General features: G+C 47.0%; 17 protein-coding genes. 12 read left to right on the top strand and 5 right to left on the bottom strand.

Annotation, left to right across the window (positions count from 1 at the left end; translation table 11 throughout):
- Positions 1–8: 8 nt before the first annotated feature.
- Positions 9–1,754 carry an ABC transporter ATP-binding protein gene (locus tag QF049_RS11730; protein ID WP_307537597.1) on the bottom strand — a complete coding sequence of 582 codons (1,746 nt, stop codon included), beginning with the start codon at positions 1,752–1,754 and terminating at the stop codon, positions 9–11.
- 486 nt (positions 1,755–2,240) lie between these two features.
- Here QF049_RS11730 and QF049_RS11725 point away from each other — a divergent pair, with 486 nt between their 5' ends.
- On the top strand, positions 2,241–2,537 hold the full coding sequence (locus QF049_RS11725; RefSeq protein ID WP_036609218.1) for a HesB/YadR/YfhF family protein: 297 nt from the start codon (positions 2,241–2,243) through the stop codon (positions 2,535–2,537).
- Between the two features lie 76 nt (positions 2,538–2,613).
- Positions 2,614–3,063, top strand: coding sequence for an NUDIX domain-containing protein (locus QF049_RS11720; RefSeq protein ID WP_210107808.1), 450 nt, complete (start codon positions 2,614–2,616; stop codon positions 3,061–3,063).
- Between the two features lie 97 nt (positions 3,064–3,160).
- Here QF049_RS11720 and QF049_RS11715 read toward each other — a convergent pair whose 3' ends face one another.
- The 3 genes from QF049_RS11715 to QF049_RS11705 all read right to left on the bottom strand — a co-directional run bounded on the left by QF049_RS11715 (position 3,161) and on the right by QF049_RS11705 (position 5,498).
- Positions 3,161–3,673 (bottom strand): hypothetical protein, encoded by a 513-nt coding sequence (locus QF049_RS11715; RefSeq protein WP_036609214.1) that lies wholly within the window; start codon positions 3,671–3,673, stop codon positions 3,161–3,163.
- A gap of 377 nt (positions 3,674–4,050) precedes the next feature.
- Positions 4,051–4,494, bottom strand: coding sequence for a DUF441 domain-containing protein (locus tag QF049_RS11710; RefSeq protein WP_036609212.1), 444 nt, complete (start codon positions 4,492–4,494; stop codon positions 4,051–4,053).
- A 5-nt stretch (positions 4,495–4,499) separates the two neighbouring features.
- Positions 4,500–5,498 (bottom strand): YpdA family putative bacillithiol disulfide reductase, encoded by a 999-nt coding sequence (locus tag QF049_RS11705; RefSeq protein ID WP_307537593.1) that lies wholly within the window; start codon positions 5,496–5,498, stop codon positions 4,500–4,502.
- 178 nt (positions 5,499–5,676) lie between these two features.
- Here QF049_RS11705 and QF049_RS11700 point away from each other — a divergent pair, with 178 nt between their 5' ends.
- The 6 genes from QF049_RS11700 to QF049_RS11675 all read left to right on the top strand — a co-directional run bounded on the left by QF049_RS11700 (position 5,677) and on the right by QF049_RS11675 (position 10,921).
- Positions 5,677–6,270, top strand: a complete 594-nt coding sequence (locus QF049_RS11700) for a DUF2087 domain-containing protein (RefSeq protein WP_215075559.1) — start codon at positions 5,677–5,679, stop codon at positions 6,268–6,270.
- Positions 6,271–6,720: 450 nt separating this feature from the next.
- On the top strand, positions 6,721–7,830 hold the full coding sequence (rsgA, locus tag QF049_RS11695) for a ribosome small subunit-dependent GTPase A (protein ID WP_307537590.1): 1,110 nt from the start codon (positions 6,721–6,723) through the stop codon (positions 7,828–7,830).
- Positions 7,831–7,886: 56 nt separating this feature from the next.
- Complete coding sequence (locus QF049_RS11690; protein ID WP_062833875.1) at positions 7,887–8,225, top strand: L,D-transpeptidase; 339 nt, start codon at positions 7,887–7,889, stop codon at positions 8,223–8,225.
- A 113-nt stretch (positions 8,226–8,338) separates the two neighbouring features.
- The gene (locus tag QF049_RS11685) at positions 8,339–8,878 is read left to right on the top strand and encodes a GNAT family N-acetyltransferase (RefSeq protein WP_307543214.1); all 540 of its coding nucleotides are present in this window, start codon (positions 8,339–8,341) and stop codon (positions 8,876–8,878) included.
- A 169-nt stretch (positions 8,879–9,047) separates the two neighbouring features.
- Positions 9,048–10,523, top strand: a complete 1,476-nt coding sequence (locus QF049_RS11680; protein WP_307537587.1) for an aldehyde dehydrogenase family protein — start codon at positions 9,048–9,050, stop codon at positions 10,521–10,523.
- 245 nt (positions 10,524–10,768) lie between these two features.
- Complete coding sequence (locus QF049_RS11675) at positions 10,769–10,921, top strand: hypothetical protein (protein WP_164783094.1); 153 nt, start codon at positions 10,769–10,771, stop codon at positions 10,919–10,921.
- A 122-nt stretch (positions 10,922–11,043) separates the two neighbouring features.
- Here the strand turns inward: QF049_RS11675 and QF049_RS11670 are convergent, their stop codons facing one another.
- Complete coding sequence (locus tag QF049_RS11670; RefSeq protein ID WP_074094612.1) at positions 11,044–11,283, bottom strand: hypothetical protein; 240 nt, start codon at positions 11,281–11,283, stop codon at positions 11,044–11,046.
- Positions 11,284–11,705: 422 nt separating this feature from the next.
- On the opposite strand from QF049_RS11670, the gene QF049_RS11665 reads away from it, so the two are divergent.
- The 4 genes from QF049_RS11665 to QF049_RS11650 are packed head-to-tail and all read left to right on the top strand — an operon-like array spanning position 11,706 to position 17,490.
- A complete protein-coding gene (locus tag QF049_RS11665) occupies positions 11,706–12,026 on the top strand; it encodes a hypothetical protein (protein WP_074094613.1) in 321 nt (106 codons plus the stop codon).
- Between the two features lie 54 nt (positions 12,027–12,080).
- Positions 12,081–16,088: a type VII secretion protein EssC gene (essC, locus tag QF049_RS11660; RefSeq protein ID WP_307537584.1), complete on the top strand. Its 4,008-nt coding sequence runs from the start codon at positions 12,081–12,083 to the stop codon at positions 16,086–16,088.
- Between the two features lie 16 nt (positions 16,089–16,104).
- A complete protein-coding gene (locus QF049_RS11655) occupies positions 16,105–16,935 on the top strand; it encodes a hypothetical protein (RefSeq protein WP_307537582.1) in 831 nt (276 codons plus the stop codon).
- A 6-nt stretch (positions 16,936–16,941) separates the two neighbouring features.
- Complete coding sequence (locus QF049_RS11650; RefSeq protein ID WP_307537580.1) at positions 16,942–17,490, top strand: WXG100 family type VII secretion target; 549 nt, start codon at positions 16,942–16,944, stop codon at positions 17,488–17,490.
- Positions 17,491–17,493: the final 3 nt, after the last annotated feature.

The following is a 17,493-nucleotide window of genomic DNA, read 5'->3' as shown; positions in this document are numbered from 1 at the left end:
TTGACCTCCTACGTGGACAGATTGGACTCGACCTGTTGCCGTTCATACTGTTCACGGTACCAGCCGTTCATGGCTAACAGTTCCTGGTGAGTGCCTTCTTCCGTAATTTTCCCGTGCTCCAGTACGATGATTCGGTCAGCATGTTCAATAGCAGACAGGCGATGAGTCGAGATCAGCGTGGTTTTGCCCGAGCGTTTGTTGCGTATATTTTCAATAATTTTGGCTTCAGTACGTGCATCGACCGCAGATAAGGCATCATCGAGGATCAGAATATCAGGATTAGCAATAAAGGCACGCGCCAGCGATACCCGCTGTTTCTGTCCACCGGACAGAGAGATTCCTTTTTCACCAACGAGTGTATCCAGTCCATCGGACAAGGTTCCCAGATCCCCGTCAAAAGCGGCGGTACGAATGGCTTCCATGATGACTTCATCACTGGCCCCGGGTTTACCGAATTGAATATTTTGACGAACAGATTTGGAGAAAAGAACCTGTTCCTGTGGTACGTACCCGATCCAGCTGTGCAAGTCATCTTTGGCGATATCCTGAATCGGATGACCCGAGATGCTTAATGTGCCCGAACCGGCAGGGTATTCATGAAGCAGTTGTTTGAGCAAAGTAGACTTACCGCTACCCGTACGACCCACAACACCCAATGTTTGACCCCGTCGCAGCGAAAAGCTGATATGACTGAGATTGTCGACAGTGGAACTTGGGTAACGGAATGTAACATCCTGCATCGCAATTTCTTCCGGATTTGTAACGTCGGCAGGTTGCTCCACATCTTGTACGGCAGGTTCTACCGATAAAGTCTCGTTGACCCGATCAAGCGAAGCGCTACCACGTTGCATCAGGTTAATTAATTCGCCAATGGCAAACATGGGCCAGATCATCATCCCCAGGTACATGTTAAACGATACGAGATCCCCCAGGGTAATTTCATTATGAAATACAAGATATATGCCGTAGGCAAGTGCAATCACATAACTGAGTCCAACGAAGAGGCGGATGGTGGGTTCAAATAGGGCATCCATTCTGGCAACAGCCAGATTTTTGCGATACACATCTTCGGTCACGTCGGCGAACCGTTTCTCGTCGAGACGTTCTTGCACATAGGCACGCACAACACGGATCCCGGCGATGGATTCCAGCACCTGGTCATTCATATCTCCGAATGCATCCTGTGCCAGGGTGTAACGTTGATGTACAGCTTTACCATAGATCATCATAGCAATGGCGATAAAAGGTAATGGCAGGATTGCCGCCAGGGTCAGTTTCCAACTGACCAGGAAACCCATGGCGAACAATACGGTGGCCAGAAAGGCTGTAGAGTCTGTTAAGGTCAGCATGCCGAAGCCTGCTGTAGTAGCAATGGAACGAAGATCATTGGTGGCCCGAGCCATCAAATCTCCTGTTCTGTTTTTCTCAAAAAAGGGAGGAGTCATCCGTAACAAGTGGTCCATAAAGCGTGAACGAAGCAGCCGCTCCACCAGATTGGCACCACCAAACAGTTTGTGCATCCAAACGTATGTAACCAGATAGATAATGATGACCGTTCCCAGAATAAGCAAGATATAACGCGTAAGTGAGGTGCCGGTAATGGAACCGCGCACAATCTCGTCGATGGCATTACCAAGAAGACGAGGAGGCAGCAGTTCGGCAATGCCTACCAGAATAAGCAAGATGACACCGGTTAGGTATCGTTTGCGTTCCAGCCGGAAGAACCAGGCCAGGTTTTTAAGTACAGAGAACAAGTGTTATCCCTTCCTTTCGATGTCCGAGAAATGCAGATTCCGTTCATGTATGCCGAAATGTACCCACAAAAAAAGACATACCGCACGCAGGCGGTATGTCTTCATATAATCATACGGCAGCATGGCTCAGAGAACAGAGCCGTCACCATATATAAGTTCGATTGTGAGTATACATCACAGAGGTTCTAATGAAAGAACGCCTTGTCATGCCGACTTATGAACGGAATAATGATTTCGGGTGTGCTCCGGTATTTAGTTGTGTGCTGAATTGACCAATCATATGTTTGTTAAACACCGTAATCACCCTTTCTTTTTTTGGAAATAAATACAATGTAGACCTCGTATGTTTGCATCTTAACACCGGCTTTTACAATCTGTCAAACATTTTTCACAACTTATTTTGTCTTTATATGGTCACTCGGGTTTGTATTCAAGTCCCTGTCGAGATATGATGGAACATATATATACAGAAGGAGCTGACACCAAATGAGTACCATACATGTATCCGATCAAGCTGCTCGCTGGTACAAGGAAGAACTGAATTTGAACGAGGGAGACAGCATTCGATTTTTTGCCCGGTATAGCTCTGGCGGAGGTCTTCACCCTGGATTTTCGCTAGGTATTGCTGTGGAGAAACCAAGACATCCTGCGGATCAAACCGAGGTGTCGGGGATTCAATTCTTTATGGAAGATCACGATTATTGGTATCTGAAAGGGCACCAACTGCATGTGGATATCGTTGATGAAGGTCAGGATATCGAATATCGTTACACGGAAGTCTAATCCTTGAAGTATTCTGCTAAGCAATAGTTGGATTACAGGTCGCCACCGGCTTCCGAGTAGGAGGAGGGGATAAGCAGTGAATCTGCCAGCACGAGATTTGGCCCAGTATATCGCGAAACGCTCTCATATTGTTGTAAAGGCGGCTGTGCGGGCTGAGAACGAACAAGGTGAATTACTGCTGATTCAGCATGCTGAACACGGTCACTGGCGGTTGCCAGCAGGTGAGATGCGCCCGGGTGAGGCCATTGAAGATGCTGCACATCGGGAGTTATGGGAAGAGACAGGTTGGACTGCTGATACCATGACACTGGAAGGTCTCTATTCGGGGCCTGACCTTCGGTATCTGCATTCAAGCGGAGATGAAGAGTATTATGTCATTGCTCTGTTCCGGACAGTGATCATTCAGGATGACCTTGTGGAGTCGCGTGTAAATAGTGATGCAGGTCTGAAGTTTTTTGCGCTGGAGTCGTTACCACCTCTGAATCAGATTAGCCGAATCCTGTTAGCGCGGGATATTGCAGAATAAAATAAGTGTTGACGCAAAAAAATGACCTTGGCATGCACGATAAAGTGGATGTCAAGGTCATTTTTTTAAAATCCGATTCAGGTGCTCAGAGTATGAATTACACCTGATCCAGTGGTTCATCATCCATCGCAAAATCAAAATCATCAATATCGAATACCTGCACAGGTGATTCAGACTCAATAATACGTGCAATCAGTTCAACCTGATCGGTGAGAATCGGGATACTCAGACGCTGAGATGTCAGCAACAGTTCTGTTTCAATGGGATCGAAATACTCCCCGTACTGTGCCGTATCTATTGCATTGATAATGGCAATGGATACTTGGTCACCAAATAAAATGGAGGGGCTTTTGGCCCATGGAACAAGTAACGCACGCTCTATTTTTTTCTTATTCAGCGGTTCCTCGAAATAAGAAATCATTTCATTGATTTTGGATTTCACATGCTGATCATCTGCCGGGTTATCCATCATGGGATCAGGACTGGTCTGAAATTCATATAGCTCAAGGATGGTGGTATAAGGAACGATATATTCTACAGGCGCGGGCGGCGCTAACAATTGACCGTAAATGGCCACCATCACGGCTTCTGTAATAAACTGACGTGACATGGTTCCTGAATCCTCCTGCGCCATTAATAGTTGCAAAGTGAATCTATACGTTTATGCAACAGCATAACCACAATAGAACGTGTTCAAAAAGGACGGTTTTCAGTACCGAGAAGATGGGATGAAGCTAGAAATGGAGTAGCGGAGCGTAGGCAAAACTACGTGAGCAACGGACATTTCGGCTGAATTCCATATTCGATGCTGATGATGCCTCTAGGCATCCTTCGTAATCAAAAGCGGACTTTTTGAACAACCTCTAATATGGATTATTCTGCTGTAGACTCGTGTACATAATTTGCATGAATAGAAGTATATCACACAACGGTGGGAAATACAGCCAATCTGCATAGCATGTCAGGTCACAACCTTCACAACTTGAATCAGGATTTGCCCAGTAGCAATGATAAAATTCCCGCCGCAATCAATGGACCCACAGGTACACCCTTGAACAGGGCAACCCCAAGTACCGTTCCGATTAACAGCCCTGCAACGACAGTTGGCTGTGTACCCATCAGCGTAGCGCCACGTCCTCCGAGATATGCCACCAGTAATCCTACGCCAATAGCGAGTAGTGATTTCCAGTGCAGGAAAGACTCGCCGATCGTCTGCAAACTCATCTTGCCACTGGCAAGAGGTGCCATCACGCCAATGGTCAGAATGATAATGCCCAGTGTAAGTCCGTATTTTTCAAGCCATGGAAATGCCTGATTCAGGTTCAGGACTCGTAGCAATAACAGAAATACCATCGCTACGGTCACAGGTGTGTTGCTGCTGATAATCCCGAGAGCTGCAAATACGAGCAACAGCAGGGAAGTCATATCCATTGTTTTCATTTCCCTTCAGTCTGTCCACGTTGTTTGCTAACGATATGTTCTGCAATGTTACGTCCATGCCAGCGCCCGGATTCAATAAAGACTTCATTGGCATTACGACCCGAAGCGATGACTCCGCCCACATATACACCAGGTACGCTGCTTTCCATCGTTTGTGCATCATATAGAGGTTTATCCATATCATCAGACATCTCCACACCTACCGACGTGAGTAGTTGACGATCCGGACGGAAACCGGTCATGGCCAGTACGAAGTCATTATCCAGTTCTCGAGTGGAACCATCGGTGTGTATAAGACGAATCGAATCATCCAGTATTTCATTCACGCGTGATTCCAGGTGCAGTGTGATACGACCTTTTGTCACCATGCTCTCGAATAGCGGACGTACCCATGGTTTAATATGCTGGGACAGACCACTGCCGCGATAAACCATATCAATATGTGCTCCGACTCGCACCAGTTCCATGGCCGCATCCACGGCTGAGTTGCTTCCGCCAATAATGGCGACACGTGTACGGGTATAAGGGTGGGCTTCCCGGAAGTAGTGGGTTACTTTATCTTTATCTTCTCCAGGAATGCCCAGATAGTTAGGATGGTCAAAATAACCGGTAGCTACAACTACATTGCGTCCAACATGTACGATGGCCTCCCCGCGGCGATTGAGCGTATGTACCTCAAACGTACCATCATCCTTGCGTTTAATTTCACGGGCTTCCTCATAGTTATGAACACGCAGACCAAAATGTTCGGCTACCCTGCGATAATAGGCAAGTGCTTCATAACGAAACGGTTTATCATTAGGTGTGCTGAACGGAACGTTCCCGATCTCAAGTAGCTCGGCTGTGCTGAAAAACTGCATATGGGTTGGATACAGATAAATAGATTGAACGATATTGTATTTCTCAACGATCACGGCGGACAGTCCCAGCCGCTCACATTCAATGGCAGCAGACAGACCGCATGGGCCTCCGCCGATAATAATGACATCTTCCATGTTCTTAATCCTCCTTATTTCAAGCAATATAATCCTACCGTAAATAACGAGCCAATGCCAGTTCAAGCGTGAGTTTAAATTAGACAAGCTTACTTGAATCCAAAGGAGTTGACGTGGAGAGGAGAAAGGACTAATATCAAATTAGATATATATCTAAACGAAAGCGAGATGAACGATGATGCAGCTGGAGAAAATTGTGGCTTATCATAAAGCGTTGGCTGATCCGACCCGGCTTCGCATGCTGCTGTTGTTGGCACAGGGTGAACTGCACGGACAGGCACTTGCCGAGCGGCTGAATCTGTCACAACCAACCGTGACACATCATGCATCCAAGCTGAGAGAGGCGGCGCTGATCAAGGAACGACGAGAGAAAAATACAGTGTATTTCACACTCAATCCTTCGTTTATCCGCGAGAATGCACAGGCTTCGGTTGATTTTATCTTTAAGCGAGAGGAGGTTGCGGATATGAGTGATGTGAATGAAACATTGAAAGCGTCTGTCATGAGAAATTTTTTCTCCAAGGATGGACGACTGCGTCAGATTCCGGCTCAATACAAGAAAAAACTGATTGTACTTGGTCATCTGGTCGAGCAGCTTGAATTTGGTCGGAAGTATACGGAAAAAGAAATCAATACATTTATAAAGCAATACCATGAAGACTTTGCCACGATTCGGCGGGAATTTATCATGCATCAGTTCATGTATCGGGAAGAGGAGATCTATGAATTGAATCCGAAGGAAATGTGGACACGCTGGGATCAGGTCAAATAGAGTAGGCTGGTGGTAAAAATAGTTTGGGCTTGACAACTGTAAAGCTCAGTGTGTAACATAATGGATAATTCTACAAGGGAGGCGATTGTTTATGACAAACTTAAATGCAGTATACGTTAATTTGAATATGAACAGCGTCTCCGGAACGGATCAAAGCATGTAATTTTGCGTTAGCTGGATAGCAGTATCCATTGTAACGTGAAGTATCACATGCTCAGATGAAGCCACGGGTGACGCACCCGTGGCTTTTTTGTTTGCCGATAAAAGGGTGTTCCTGAATTGTTTATAGCGGATGGTTAAGTATTCTATCCGATAGATCTACAAGAAGGGATGATCTTTGATTCGGCTAACTACTTATTGCCGCGGGTGTATTTCTACTCGTGGTTTTTTGTTTTGATCTGAACCGGAGATGATTGTTCACTCGGCTTGAACGAGGTAAACAAACTTATTTTGGGAGGAATTTTTATTTTAGATAACCATATTGAGAAGTACGGCTGGTCTGCAAAGTGGCAGGAACTATGGCAAGAGACAGGGATGGAAGAGCAGGAGAAAAAGCCAGCCAGAATTATCGCAGACCATGGACATCTGCAACGTTTGATTACAGAAGAGGGCGAATGCTGGGGAAGAATTTCGGGCCGAATGCGTCATGATAGTCTGGAGACCAGCTTGGCACCGGCGGTTGGAGATTGGGTGGCAATTACAGGTCAGGCAGGTGAAGAAGCAATTATTCACAATCTGGTGCCACGTCGGAGCAGGGTATCGAGACAGGCGGCAGGTCCAGTGACCAAGGAACAATTAATCGCCGCAAACGTAGATACACTGTTAATCGTGGCTGCACTTAATCATGATTTCAACCTTAGACGACTCGAAAGATACGTGCTGATGGCCTGGAATGGTGGCGTAAGGCCAGTCATTGTTCTGAGCAAAAGTGATCTGTGCAATAATGTGGAAGAACAGATCCGAAGTGTAGAGGGAATTGCCCCAGGCGTTGAAGTGCTTGCGATATCTGCAGTGGAGGGTCAAGGGAAATCCTTGCTGGAACGATATTTGCAGCCAGGGCTGACTGTTGCGCTCACAGGATCTTCTGGCAGTGGCAAGTCTACGCTGGTGAACTGGATGATGGGTGAGGATGTGCAGCTTACGCAATCCGTCCGCGAGGGAGACAGCCGTGGGAGACATACGACAACACACCGGGAGATGTTTGTACTTCCACAGGGAGCCGTATTGATCGATACTCCAGGAATGCGTGAGCTTAATCTCTGGGATGAGGGCAATGATGGGCTGTCGCAGGCGTTTGGAGAAATTGAAGAACTTGCCGCCACGTGCAGATTTCTGGATTGCAGTCATACACGGGAAGCTGGATGTGCAGTGAAAGAGGCCATACAGGATGGTTCATTGGATGAAAAAAGACTGAATAATTATCTGAAAATGCAGAAGGAATTGCAATATCAGCAGCGCAAGGAAGAAGTGGCGTCCAGAAGGCGTACCGCCTCCAGCAAACCGGCCAATAGTCGTAAACCAAAGCATTCCCGTAGTGTGAAAGAGTGGGAAGAAGTCTGAAATCAGGCGGGCATCATCCGGCATCTTGCATAAGATAGGTCAGGAGGGATGTCATTATGCCAGATTACAGGATCATTGTGGATCTATCCGACCACATGTTATATCTTCTGGATGGTAACCAGGTGATTAAGGGCTATCCAGTGGCAACCGGCAAGATGCTCACGCAGACTCCTAGCGGGGAGTTCACTATTATTAACAAACAATCGAATCCAGGAGGGCCATTTGGCGTGTTATGGATGGGACTGTCTGCACCCCATTATGGCATACACGGAACCAATGAGCCTTGGTCCATTGGCAAATCCGTCTCCCATGGTTGTATACGCATGTACAACTCGGATGTACTGGATCTGTCTTCCAAGGTATCTGTAGGCACTAGGGTAACGATCCGGCCGTAGGGCCGGATTTTACTTTATAAGAGGTAGTTCAATGGATGAGTTTGGAATTATAGAAAGAAGAACATATAATATGGTAAAGCTGCGGCAGTTACGAGAGAAAGTGAGTGATAGCTATGCTGATCAGGCGGGCGCGTGAAGGGGATGCGCAGGGAATAGCCCATGTACATACAGAGAGTTGGAAAACAACGTATCGGGGAATTGTGCCTGACGATTTTTTGGATCATTTGACTATAGAATCAAGATTGTCCCAGTGGGAGAAGACTATTCGTTCTGGCGAAAAGGATCAGATCCTGGTGATAGCTGAACAGGATGATGGGAACATTGTCGGATTTGCTTGTGGGGGTAAGGAGCGTGAAGGCAAATTACCTTATGATGGAGAGTTGTACGCTATATATTTGCTGAAGGAAGTGCAACAAACGGGGATAGGTCAGCAACTGGCGACACATGTCGTTCATCATCTGCAGACCCACAATATGAAACGTTTGATCATATGGGCTTTGGAGCGTAATTCAGCTTGTCGCTTCTATGAAAAGATGGGAGGAATTCCGGTTCAGACACAGTCCCTCCGCATTGGTGGTCAAGATCTGATCGAAGTTGGCTACGGATGGGAAGACTTGAGCCTCTTTGGAGAGAAGAGCCTGCCCGACTGTTGAAAGAGGTCCAGATGGCGAGAGAATAGTGTGGGTTGTGTTGTTTCCTTAAGCTTAAAGAATGGAATAGCTAATTCAGGTCTGCACGTTTGCGTAATTCTGAACAAGGTTAATGATGTATTACACCGTTGTGCAAATGTGACATTTAATCTTGATCAGGAGGCGTATTCACATGACTTTAATGGACACTGAACATACAACATGGACGAAACAATATATTAATGGCCAATGGGTAGATGGCTCCGGTGAGAAAACAATGGAGAATATCAATCCTTATACGGGAGAAGTTATTGCCACATGGCGCTCTTCCAATAAAAAAGACATAGATAAGGCTTATGAGTCAGCTCAGAAAAATTCGATTGAATGGGCGAAGTCATTACCTGCTGCGAAAGAAGAGGTATTGCGTAAAGTTTCATCCCTGATGGCAGAGCGAAAAGAGGAGATCATTCAACTGTTGATCACGGAATCCGGGAGTACCCGAATCAAATCGGAGGCGGAGTTTGCAGCGGCTAAACGGATTGTGGATGAAGCAGCATCTTTTCCTTATCGCATGAAGGGTGAGATTATTCCGTCCAATACTCCTGGCAAAGAGAACCGTGTGGTTCGAGAGCCGAAGGGAGTGATTGGTGTTATCGGGCCATGGAACTTCCCTTTGCATCTATGCCTGCGATCTGTAGCACCAGCGATTGCTCTTGGTAATGGTGTGGTGATTAAACCGGCATCGGACACTCCGATTACGGCAGGTTGGCTCATTGCCGATTTGTTTGAACAGGCTGGTCTGCCTGAGGGCGTGCTGAATGTCGTTGCGGGAAGTGGTAGCGAGATCGGGGATTACTTTGTCGCTCATCCGCTTCCCAAAGTAATTTCATTTACGGGTTCCACCGAAGTTGGACAAGGGATCGGTAAACTGGCGGGTGAACATTTAAAAGATACGGCACTGGAACTTGGCGGCAACAACGCGATGGTTGTGCTGGAAGATGCGGACATTGAACGTGCTGCCGAAGCGGCGGTCTTTGGCAAGTTTCTGCATCAGGGACAGATCTGCATGGCTCTGAATCGTATCATTGTGCATGCCGATATTTACGACCAATTTGTCGAATCATTTGTTGCCAAAACGAAGAATGTCCAGGCAGGTGATCCAGCGGATGCCAAAACACTCGTGGGTCCTCTCATTCGGGAAAAAGAGGTAGAACGATTGCTGGAGCTTGTGAACAAAACCAAGGCCGAAGGCGCACGGTTAATGCTCGGGGGGACCAGTAAAGGCAGCGTGCTGTCTCCTACTGTACTTACCAATGTTAAACCTGAACAGGATATCGTGCAGCAGGAATTGTTTGGCCCAGTAGCAGTGATCATGAAGGCTCATGATGAGCAGGAAGCTGTACGTTTGGCGAATGATACTCCTTATGGACTTAGTGGTTCCGTATTCACCAAAGATCTGAATCGGGGATATCAGGTTGCCCAGCGCATTGAATCGGGTATGGTGCATGTAAATGATCAGTCTGTGAACGATGAAGCGCATGTGATGTTTGGCGGTGAAAAAGATTCAGGGATTGGACGTTTCGGTGGTGATTGGGTCATTGAGAAGTTTACACGTACTCGTTGGATCAGCATTCAGCACCAATATCGGGAATATCCGGGAGTGAAATAAGTCGAAAAAGAGTGAACTAGCAGGGGCATTTATGAATGAATAGAATGGGTAACAAAAAGATCGACAAATCATGCGAAAGTCCGTCTCCAGCTTGGTGGGACGGGCTTTTTGCACAATTTTACACCTCAGCAAAATACGGAATAATATAAGAACGGAAAAGCTGTTTGGGGCTGACGCTATCTGGTTATTTATGGATACACGGAAGAATCGATCCGTAAATCCAATGGCAAAGGGGCTTTAATTTCATGTCCATTGACCGCTTTATTCTGAGGAAACTGAATACCTGTCAGGAAGAACATACACGTGCCAATTTGGTTCGGCTGTTTGTCATTCGTATTCGTAAAGCCGAGATTGCGGAAGAACATGATGCCGCCTATGTCCTGAGCAAACTGCACTGAGTGATGGCTGATAATGATTGTGATCCGCTGTTAACGTGTATACAACTCAAAAAAGGAAGCTTGTCTATAACGACAGCTTCCTTTTTCATGTCTTGTAATAAATGTGTCTTGGTTGACTCCTTTTAATATAAGGATAAAGCAAGGGAGTCGTTTTCACTTCGACTGTGGAGAATGGCTTCTCCATTAACAATCTCAATACTAATTAAAGAATGCAGACATTTTTGAATGGCGCGTTTACCGTTGCTAATTTTATGCTCAAGAGCACTGCTAAGCAATCTTAATGTCTTCTGCATAGGTTGTTTGTTTTCTTGATTAAAATATACAGGGATTGATTTGTTTTGAAAGGTTATTAGGGTTCTCACTTGAAATCACCTCACGGTTGTTATTTCATACAGCTAATATTAAATTCCAATGCTTAAAATTACCTTAAAATCAGCTTATGAAAACATAAAGGTGGGTAATGTTTGAAAAGTGTTCACAATTCAATTGTGAGCGAAGGAATAAAAGTCCTGAAAAACGTAACTTAATTACCATTTAAATGGAACGAAAAACGAAAATTTTCGTATCCTCGCAATATTTAATTGCATACCTGCCACGAAAGTTCTGAGTCGAATGTACGATATTTTAATATATACGTGGGTCATATGTAACAAAATTACAGGTGGTACATTGCAAACAGGGTGTTTATGTAAGAAAATAGGGTTGATATAACGATTCATTCTCTTTTTTTTGATTTAATCTGACATTAGGACAATTTACATATGAGACCATGGGAGGGATTCGGATGATTCTAACCGTGTATTCCGGCCGCGAGGAAGGAGAATGGTTCGACATCGATGTTCCGGACGAATGTACCATTGAACATTTGAAGACATTACTCGGCGTTCGCATTTTTGGACAGGCACCGGGAGACGGCATTCAGTACATCCTTGAAGCCAAGTTTCCGGAAGGTCTGTGGTTCTCTCCACAGAACGCACAGCAGTTAATGGAAACAGGGCTGCGACAAGGCAGTTGCGTACGTGTCCAGCGGGCTTTTTCAACGACTTCGGAAGAAGCGCCTGTATACGGAAGACGTTCATTGTTTCAACAGGACAGCAACGAATAGGGCTTTTGAACGTATACATTCATTATTGAACGAACTAAAGGAGGTCTTCTCTTCGTGAATGTGTTATATCAGCGTTCTCCAAGAATGACACCGGTTCTCAAGGAAGAGAGACTCGAAATACTCAGGCCTCCAACAGAACCGAGCAAACCCACGTTTTCCATGATATCCATTATTGTGCCGATCATGATGACCATGGTTAGCATTGGTTTCTACGTATATATCAATATGACCGGCAAAATGGGCAACAGCAATTATATGATGTTTCAGATGATGACGGTCATGATGATGCTTACTTCTTACACCATTCCATTCTTCGTGTATCTGAGCAACAAGAAATCATATCGCAAAAAATTAGAAGAACGAAAAACAATGTATCTTGCCCAATTGGACAAACACCGGGAAGAACTGAAGGAAGCTCAGGCGGAGCAAGTGAAGAGCCTGTACGAAATTCATGGTGATCCGGGTGTGTGTCTTCAAGTGGTGAAGAACCGGAACAGTTCCTTGTGGGAGCGTTCACCAGAGGATGATGATTTCCTTCAGGTACGCATTGGTACGGGAGAGATTCCATTCCGCATCAAACTTCAGGTTCCGCGGATTGATGGTTACGAGAAGGATGAGCTGATTGAAGCGGCCCATGAACTTGCGGCTGAATTCCAGACGGTACCGGAGGCTTCCATTACATTGCCTTTGTTCCAATCGAAGGTTATGGGACTTGTCGGCGATCGGGAGGAAGTGCTTGCTTCCCTGCGAGTCATCATCTCACAACTGACGGTACGCCATTCCCCGGATGAACTGAAGCTTGCTGCTTTCTATGAAGAAAAGGACAGCAAGGAATGGGACTGGCTTCGCTGGATGCCCCATATCTGGGATGAAGACCAAGGACAACGCTATATGGCCGACAGGCACAGCGGTGCGCATCAATTGGCGGACAGCTTGTTTTCCGTGTTGAACCGGCGCCGTAACAATAAGGAAGACCGTTATAAGAAAAGCGTACAAACGCCGTGTTACGTTGTGATTCTCTCCGATACGCAATTGATTGAAGAAGAACCGTTACTTCCGCTGCTGTTGGAGTCGGCTCAGGACATTGATGTATGCACTATCATACTGGCTAATCGCAAGGAGTCTCTACCGATGCATTGTCAGTTGATTATGGATGCCTCCAAAGGCAAAGGGGTGTATATCAAAAAAACGGAAGATGCGGATGTTATTCAACAAACGTACAAGCCTGATGTGATCTCAAAGGAAATGGCAGAGGCGCTTTCCCGTTATATGTCACCGATCCGGTTAAAACGGTCATCTGCATCAGATATCCCGCAAGTGCTTCCGTTATTCGATATGCTGAGTACATCACGCGTGGAAGATCTGGATGTGGTGTCCAGGTGGGGACAGACGAGATATCCTGACACGCTGCCCGTACCCATGGGTGTACGAGCTGGCGGCAAAAAAATAGCGATAAATCTGCATGACAAAATTGAACGTCAGGGTCATGGTCCACATGGTCTGATTGCAGGTACAACCGGTTCAGGTAAAAGTGAAGTTATCCAGTCCATCGTAGCTTCACTCGCTGCTGAATTCCATCCACACGATCTGGCCTTCATGCTGATTGACTATAAAGGTGGCGGGATGTCCAATACATTTGTCGATCTGCCACATGTAGTGGGTACGATCACCAATCTGGATGGAAATCTGATTGAGCGGGCGAATATTTCCCTTCGTGCCGAACTGGTCAGAAGGCAAAAAATATTAAATGATGCGGGAAACCTCCAGCATATTGATGAATATTACAAGATTCTACGTTCCAGACATGAGCAACCACTTCCGCATCTGGTCATTATCATTGATGAGTTTGCTCAATTGAAGCGGGACCAGCCGGAGTTCATGGATGAATTGATCAGTATAGCGGCCATTGGACGGACACTGGGGGTCCATCTAATTCTGGCAACCCAAAAGCCGGCTGGCGTTGTGGATGATAAAATATGGAGTAATTCGCGCTTCCGGATCTGCCTACGCGTACAGAGTGAGGGAGATAGCAGGGACATGATCAAGATCCCAAATGCTGCCTGGATTACGAAGCCGGGGCGTGGATATTTTCAGGTCGGTAGTGATGAAGTATTTGAAGAGATGCAATTCGCCTGGAGTGGTGCCCCGTATAACCAGCAGGAGGACGCAACGACTGTATTGCCTGTTATGGAAGTGCGCCTGAACGGTAAGCGGGAACCCCTGCTAACCGGAGAGCGGAGAGCCGTTCTTAAAGGGGAAGATGTTCCGAAACAGCTCCAGGTCTTTATTGACTATGTAGCGAAGGCTGCAGCAGATGCAGGTATCCGTCGTTTGCCAGGACCGTGGTTGCCACCTTTACCAGAGACACTGGAATGGGAAGGTCTTCAGGATTGGCAGGAAGAAGAGAATCGCGATTTGCTGCTGCTTGATGGCGGCGCGAGTGGTCTGAAACCACTGGTTGGATTGCTGGATGACCTCCCTAATCAACGCCAGCAGCCGCTTGCATTGCCTGTGGATCAAGGCCATTTGGTCGTGTACGGCATGCCAGGACTGGGCAAAACAACATTTGTTCAGACCTTGCTTATGTCTCTGGCCCGTTCCCACAGAACTGAGCCTTGGCATGGTTACATTATCGACATGGGTCGCATGATGAAGGACTTTGCAGCACTACCTCAGATCGGTGGCGTGATGATGGCTGAAGAGGAAGACCGGATCAAGCGGTTATTCCGCTATATTCTCAAGCTGTCAGCACAACGCAAAGATATCATCTCGGAGGCGGGGGTTAAAACGATTTCGGCGTACCGCCGTTCAGCTCACGCGGCAGTCCCGCAGGTTGTGGTCGTTATTGATGGTTATCTTTCATTCCGCAATGCCTATCCGGAAGAAAATGAACTTCTGGAGACGATCCTGCGTGAAGGCGGAAGTCTGGGTATCACCTTTGTGCTCACCGCCAATCGGGTAACAGATGTATTTGAAAAATTCAGAAGTAATATTCCCAATGCGGTTTCATTTGAGTTATCCGATCCAAGCGATTATTATTATGCCGTGGGGAGACCTTCCAAGGCACCAAGCCAACTTCCGCCAGGAAGAGGTCTGGTCAAAGGGCAAGTGCCTCCATTAATGTTCCAGGCGGCATTACCTTCTTCAGGAGAAGATGAGGGCAAGCGTTCATCGGCACTGCGCCGTACGATTGCTGAGATTCGCCAAGGCTGGACAGGGGAAGAAGCGCCGCAGATTGCTCCACTTCCGGAAGAGATCAAACTGAAAGATCTGCTCATTCGGACAGGATCATATGGTCAGGCTTGGGATACATCGTCTGTAACTGTCCCTGTGGGATTGCTTACGGATGATCTGGAACCATTCGAGCTTAATCTGCGTGAAGGTCCGCATTTCATGGTAACGAGTCCGATGGAAGGCGGCAAAACGACATTTTTATTGACATGGATGTTATCACTGGCTTATCATGCTTCTCCGGAAGATGTGCAAATATACACAGTAGATATGCGTTATGGCTCAGGTGGGCTGGGGGAAATCAGCAGTTTGCCCCATGTCCGTGGACATGTATCGCGAGAAGAACAGCTTGCACCTGTCATTCAACAGTTGTACGATGAAGTTCTGAAAAGAGGCGAGATTTCCGGTGGACCGGAACTTGTGCTCGTCATCGACGATGCGGACACCTTGTCCAAGCAGCTAAACGATTTTAATGTAAAAGATCAATTGGGAGCGATTGTTCGTCAAGGAAGGGATCGCGGTGTACACGTGATTCTGTCCGGGGTTCCGGCAGACTTCCCAACCTTTGGTTCTGACTGGGTAACGGATGTGAAGGCTTCCCAGAGCGGAATGCTGTTCGGGACTTTAGACCCTAACGATCTCTCGTTCTTCCGTATACCTTATTCCGAATCTGGAGGTAGTTCAGGTGGGCTGAAGGTACTGCCTCCGGGTCAAGGTTATTATGTAAAACGTAAATATTCCAGGGTTAAAGGTGCAGTTCCATGTGATGACAGCTGGAAAATGACCGATTGGATTTCTGAAATTCGTGACCGATGGCATGTTGTAGTTTGAGGGGAGGTGGCTCATAATGTTGACGGTTCATGATTCTAAGCAAAAGGTAGTCACGTTGCAAACAAAGGAACTTTTTTTCCTGGCTGGTATTCTCGGTTCAGACCGACTGCTTGGTGTAGAAGATCCGTTTCGCGGCTATATGGCGGAGGATATCGCGATGGAGTGGGAGCGTGTCAAAACCTCCCTGCTTGACAAAGGATATCTGATTCGGGATCAGGATACCGATGAGCTGATCATGACACCGACCGTTTTCTCCAGGGTAGCCATTGCCGGATTGTCCGACAGAGCTTGTTGGATTCGCTACACGATCAACGGCAAGTCGTATGAGAGTTATATCCATTGCACGGATGAGCGGGTCGTTGAAGTTTCCCGTGTTGACGACGTACCGGACTCGTTCCGGCTCAGCGATCTGGGAAATGTTCGTGAAGCCATTGATGTTCTGATAGAGCGGATGAAATGGAGCGGCCATTCTCCAGCGGAGAAACCGGCCCTAATGTGCTCCAAGAAAAAATTTTATGATGTCATGAGTGAGCTCGAAAACAGCGGAGTACAGACCGTAGCAGCGGAACTCGAACAGGAGACAAGTGATCCTGAAGGCTCACTAGCACTGGCACGCTGTCTGGTGGGTAAGGAGTCAGACGGGGAGCTTAGGTTGCTTGTATGGAATGAAGACGGGTGGAAGTCGCAGTCGGCAGCATTTGCTGCAAGTGCGGTATCCAACTGGTTGTTCCGGATGAGCACTGCGGCTTCAGATGATTGGCTTGTTGCAGCACTAACGACTAGAGAACAGTTTCACGAGATGCTGCTGGACTGGCTTAAACAGCCTGCAGGGGAAGAGGAAAGGTGATGGTAAATGCGCATTCGTGTGGAACCGGATGTGCTTCGGGCACTGAGCAAGCAGATTCAGTATGCAGCGGAGCAAATACAGCAAAAGATGACAGTGTTGGATCAGGCGATTCATTCGCTGGAGTGGGAGGTTGAATCCCGCGCAGCGGTGATGAATGAATGGAATCACAGTAAACGACTGGGCGAGGATGCACTGCGTCGATTAATGGACTTAAGCGTACAGCTGGGACGCAAAGCGTTGTTATTCCAGCAGGCAGACATGGAGTATCGTTCCGTGCTGAGTCATGTGAACACAGCCTATGGTAATGCGGTCAATATGCTGAATGTTCTTCAGAACAATCGTACAGGAGAAATCATGCCTGCACATTCTGCAACTGTAGCTGTAGTATCCGATCCCCTTTCCGCAATGGCGGCCGTATATCGTGTACAGGATTCCGCTCCGCCTGATGGCTCCCCGGCTACACTGGTGCAGGCCATACAGCCTGAGCCTGTAGCATGGAGATTCACAGATCCTTCCTTTCGGGGAAGAAGGGGTACCGAGCCTGTGGTTTCCTGAACA

The organism is Paenibacillus sp. W4I10, from assembly GCF_030816325.1.
GTDB classification, from domain to species: domain Bacteria; phylum Bacillota; class Bacilli; order Paenibacillales; family Paenibacillaceae; genus Paenibacillus; species Paenibacillus amylolyticus_B.
This window is presented reverse-complemented; position numbering and strand designations above follow the sequence as displayed.

Bases quoted from the DNA above. Each gene is read 5' to 3' on its own strand.
- QF049_RS11690 (WP_062833875.1), top strand. From the start codon at position 7,887: ATGCCAGATTACAGGATCATTGTGGATCTATCCGACCACATGTTATAT.
- QF049_RS11685 (WP_307543214.1), top strand. From the start codon at position 8,339: ATGCTGATCAGGCGGGCGCGTGAAGGGGATGCGCAGGGAATAGCCCAT.
- QF049_RS11675 (WP_164783094.1), top strand. From the start codon at position 10,769: ATGTCCATTGACCGCTTTATTCTGAGGAAACTGAATACCTGTCAGGAA.
- QF049_RS11680 (WP_307537587.1), top strand. From the start codon at position 9,048: ATGACTTTAATGGACACTGAACATACAACATGGACGAAACAATATATT.
- QF049_RS11665 (WP_074094613.1), top strand. From the start codon at position 11,706: ATGATTCTAACCGTGTATTCCGGCCGCGAGGAAGGAGAATGGTTCGAC.
- QF049_RS11710 (WP_036609212.1), bottom strand. From the start codon at position 4,494: ATGGATATGACTTCCCTGCTGTTGCTCGTATTTGCAGCTCTCGGGATT.
- QF049_RS11650 (WP_307537580.1), top strand. From the start codon at position 16,942: ATGCGCATTCGTGTGGAACCGGATGTGCTTCGGGCACTGAGCAAGCAG.
- QF049_RS11655 (WP_307537582.1), top strand. From the start codon at position 16,105: ATGTTGACGGTTCATGATTCTAAGCAAAAGGTAGTCACGTTGCAAACA.
- QF049_RS11715 (WP_036609214.1), bottom strand. From the start codon at position 3,673: ATGTCACGTCAGTTTATTACAGAAGCCGTGATGGTGGCCATTTACGGT.
- QF049_RS11700 (WP_215075559.1), top strand. From the start codon at position 5,677: ATGCAGCTGGAGAAAATTGTGGCTTATCATAAAGCGTTGGCTGATCCG.
- QF049_RS11725 (WP_036609218.1), top strand. From the start codon at position 2,241: ATGAGTACCATACATGTATCCGATCAAGCTGCTCGCTGGTACAAGGAA.
- QF049_RS11705 (WP_307537593.1), bottom strand. From the start codon at position 5,498: ATGGAAGATGTCATTATTATCGGCGGAGGCCCATGCGGTCTGTCTGCT.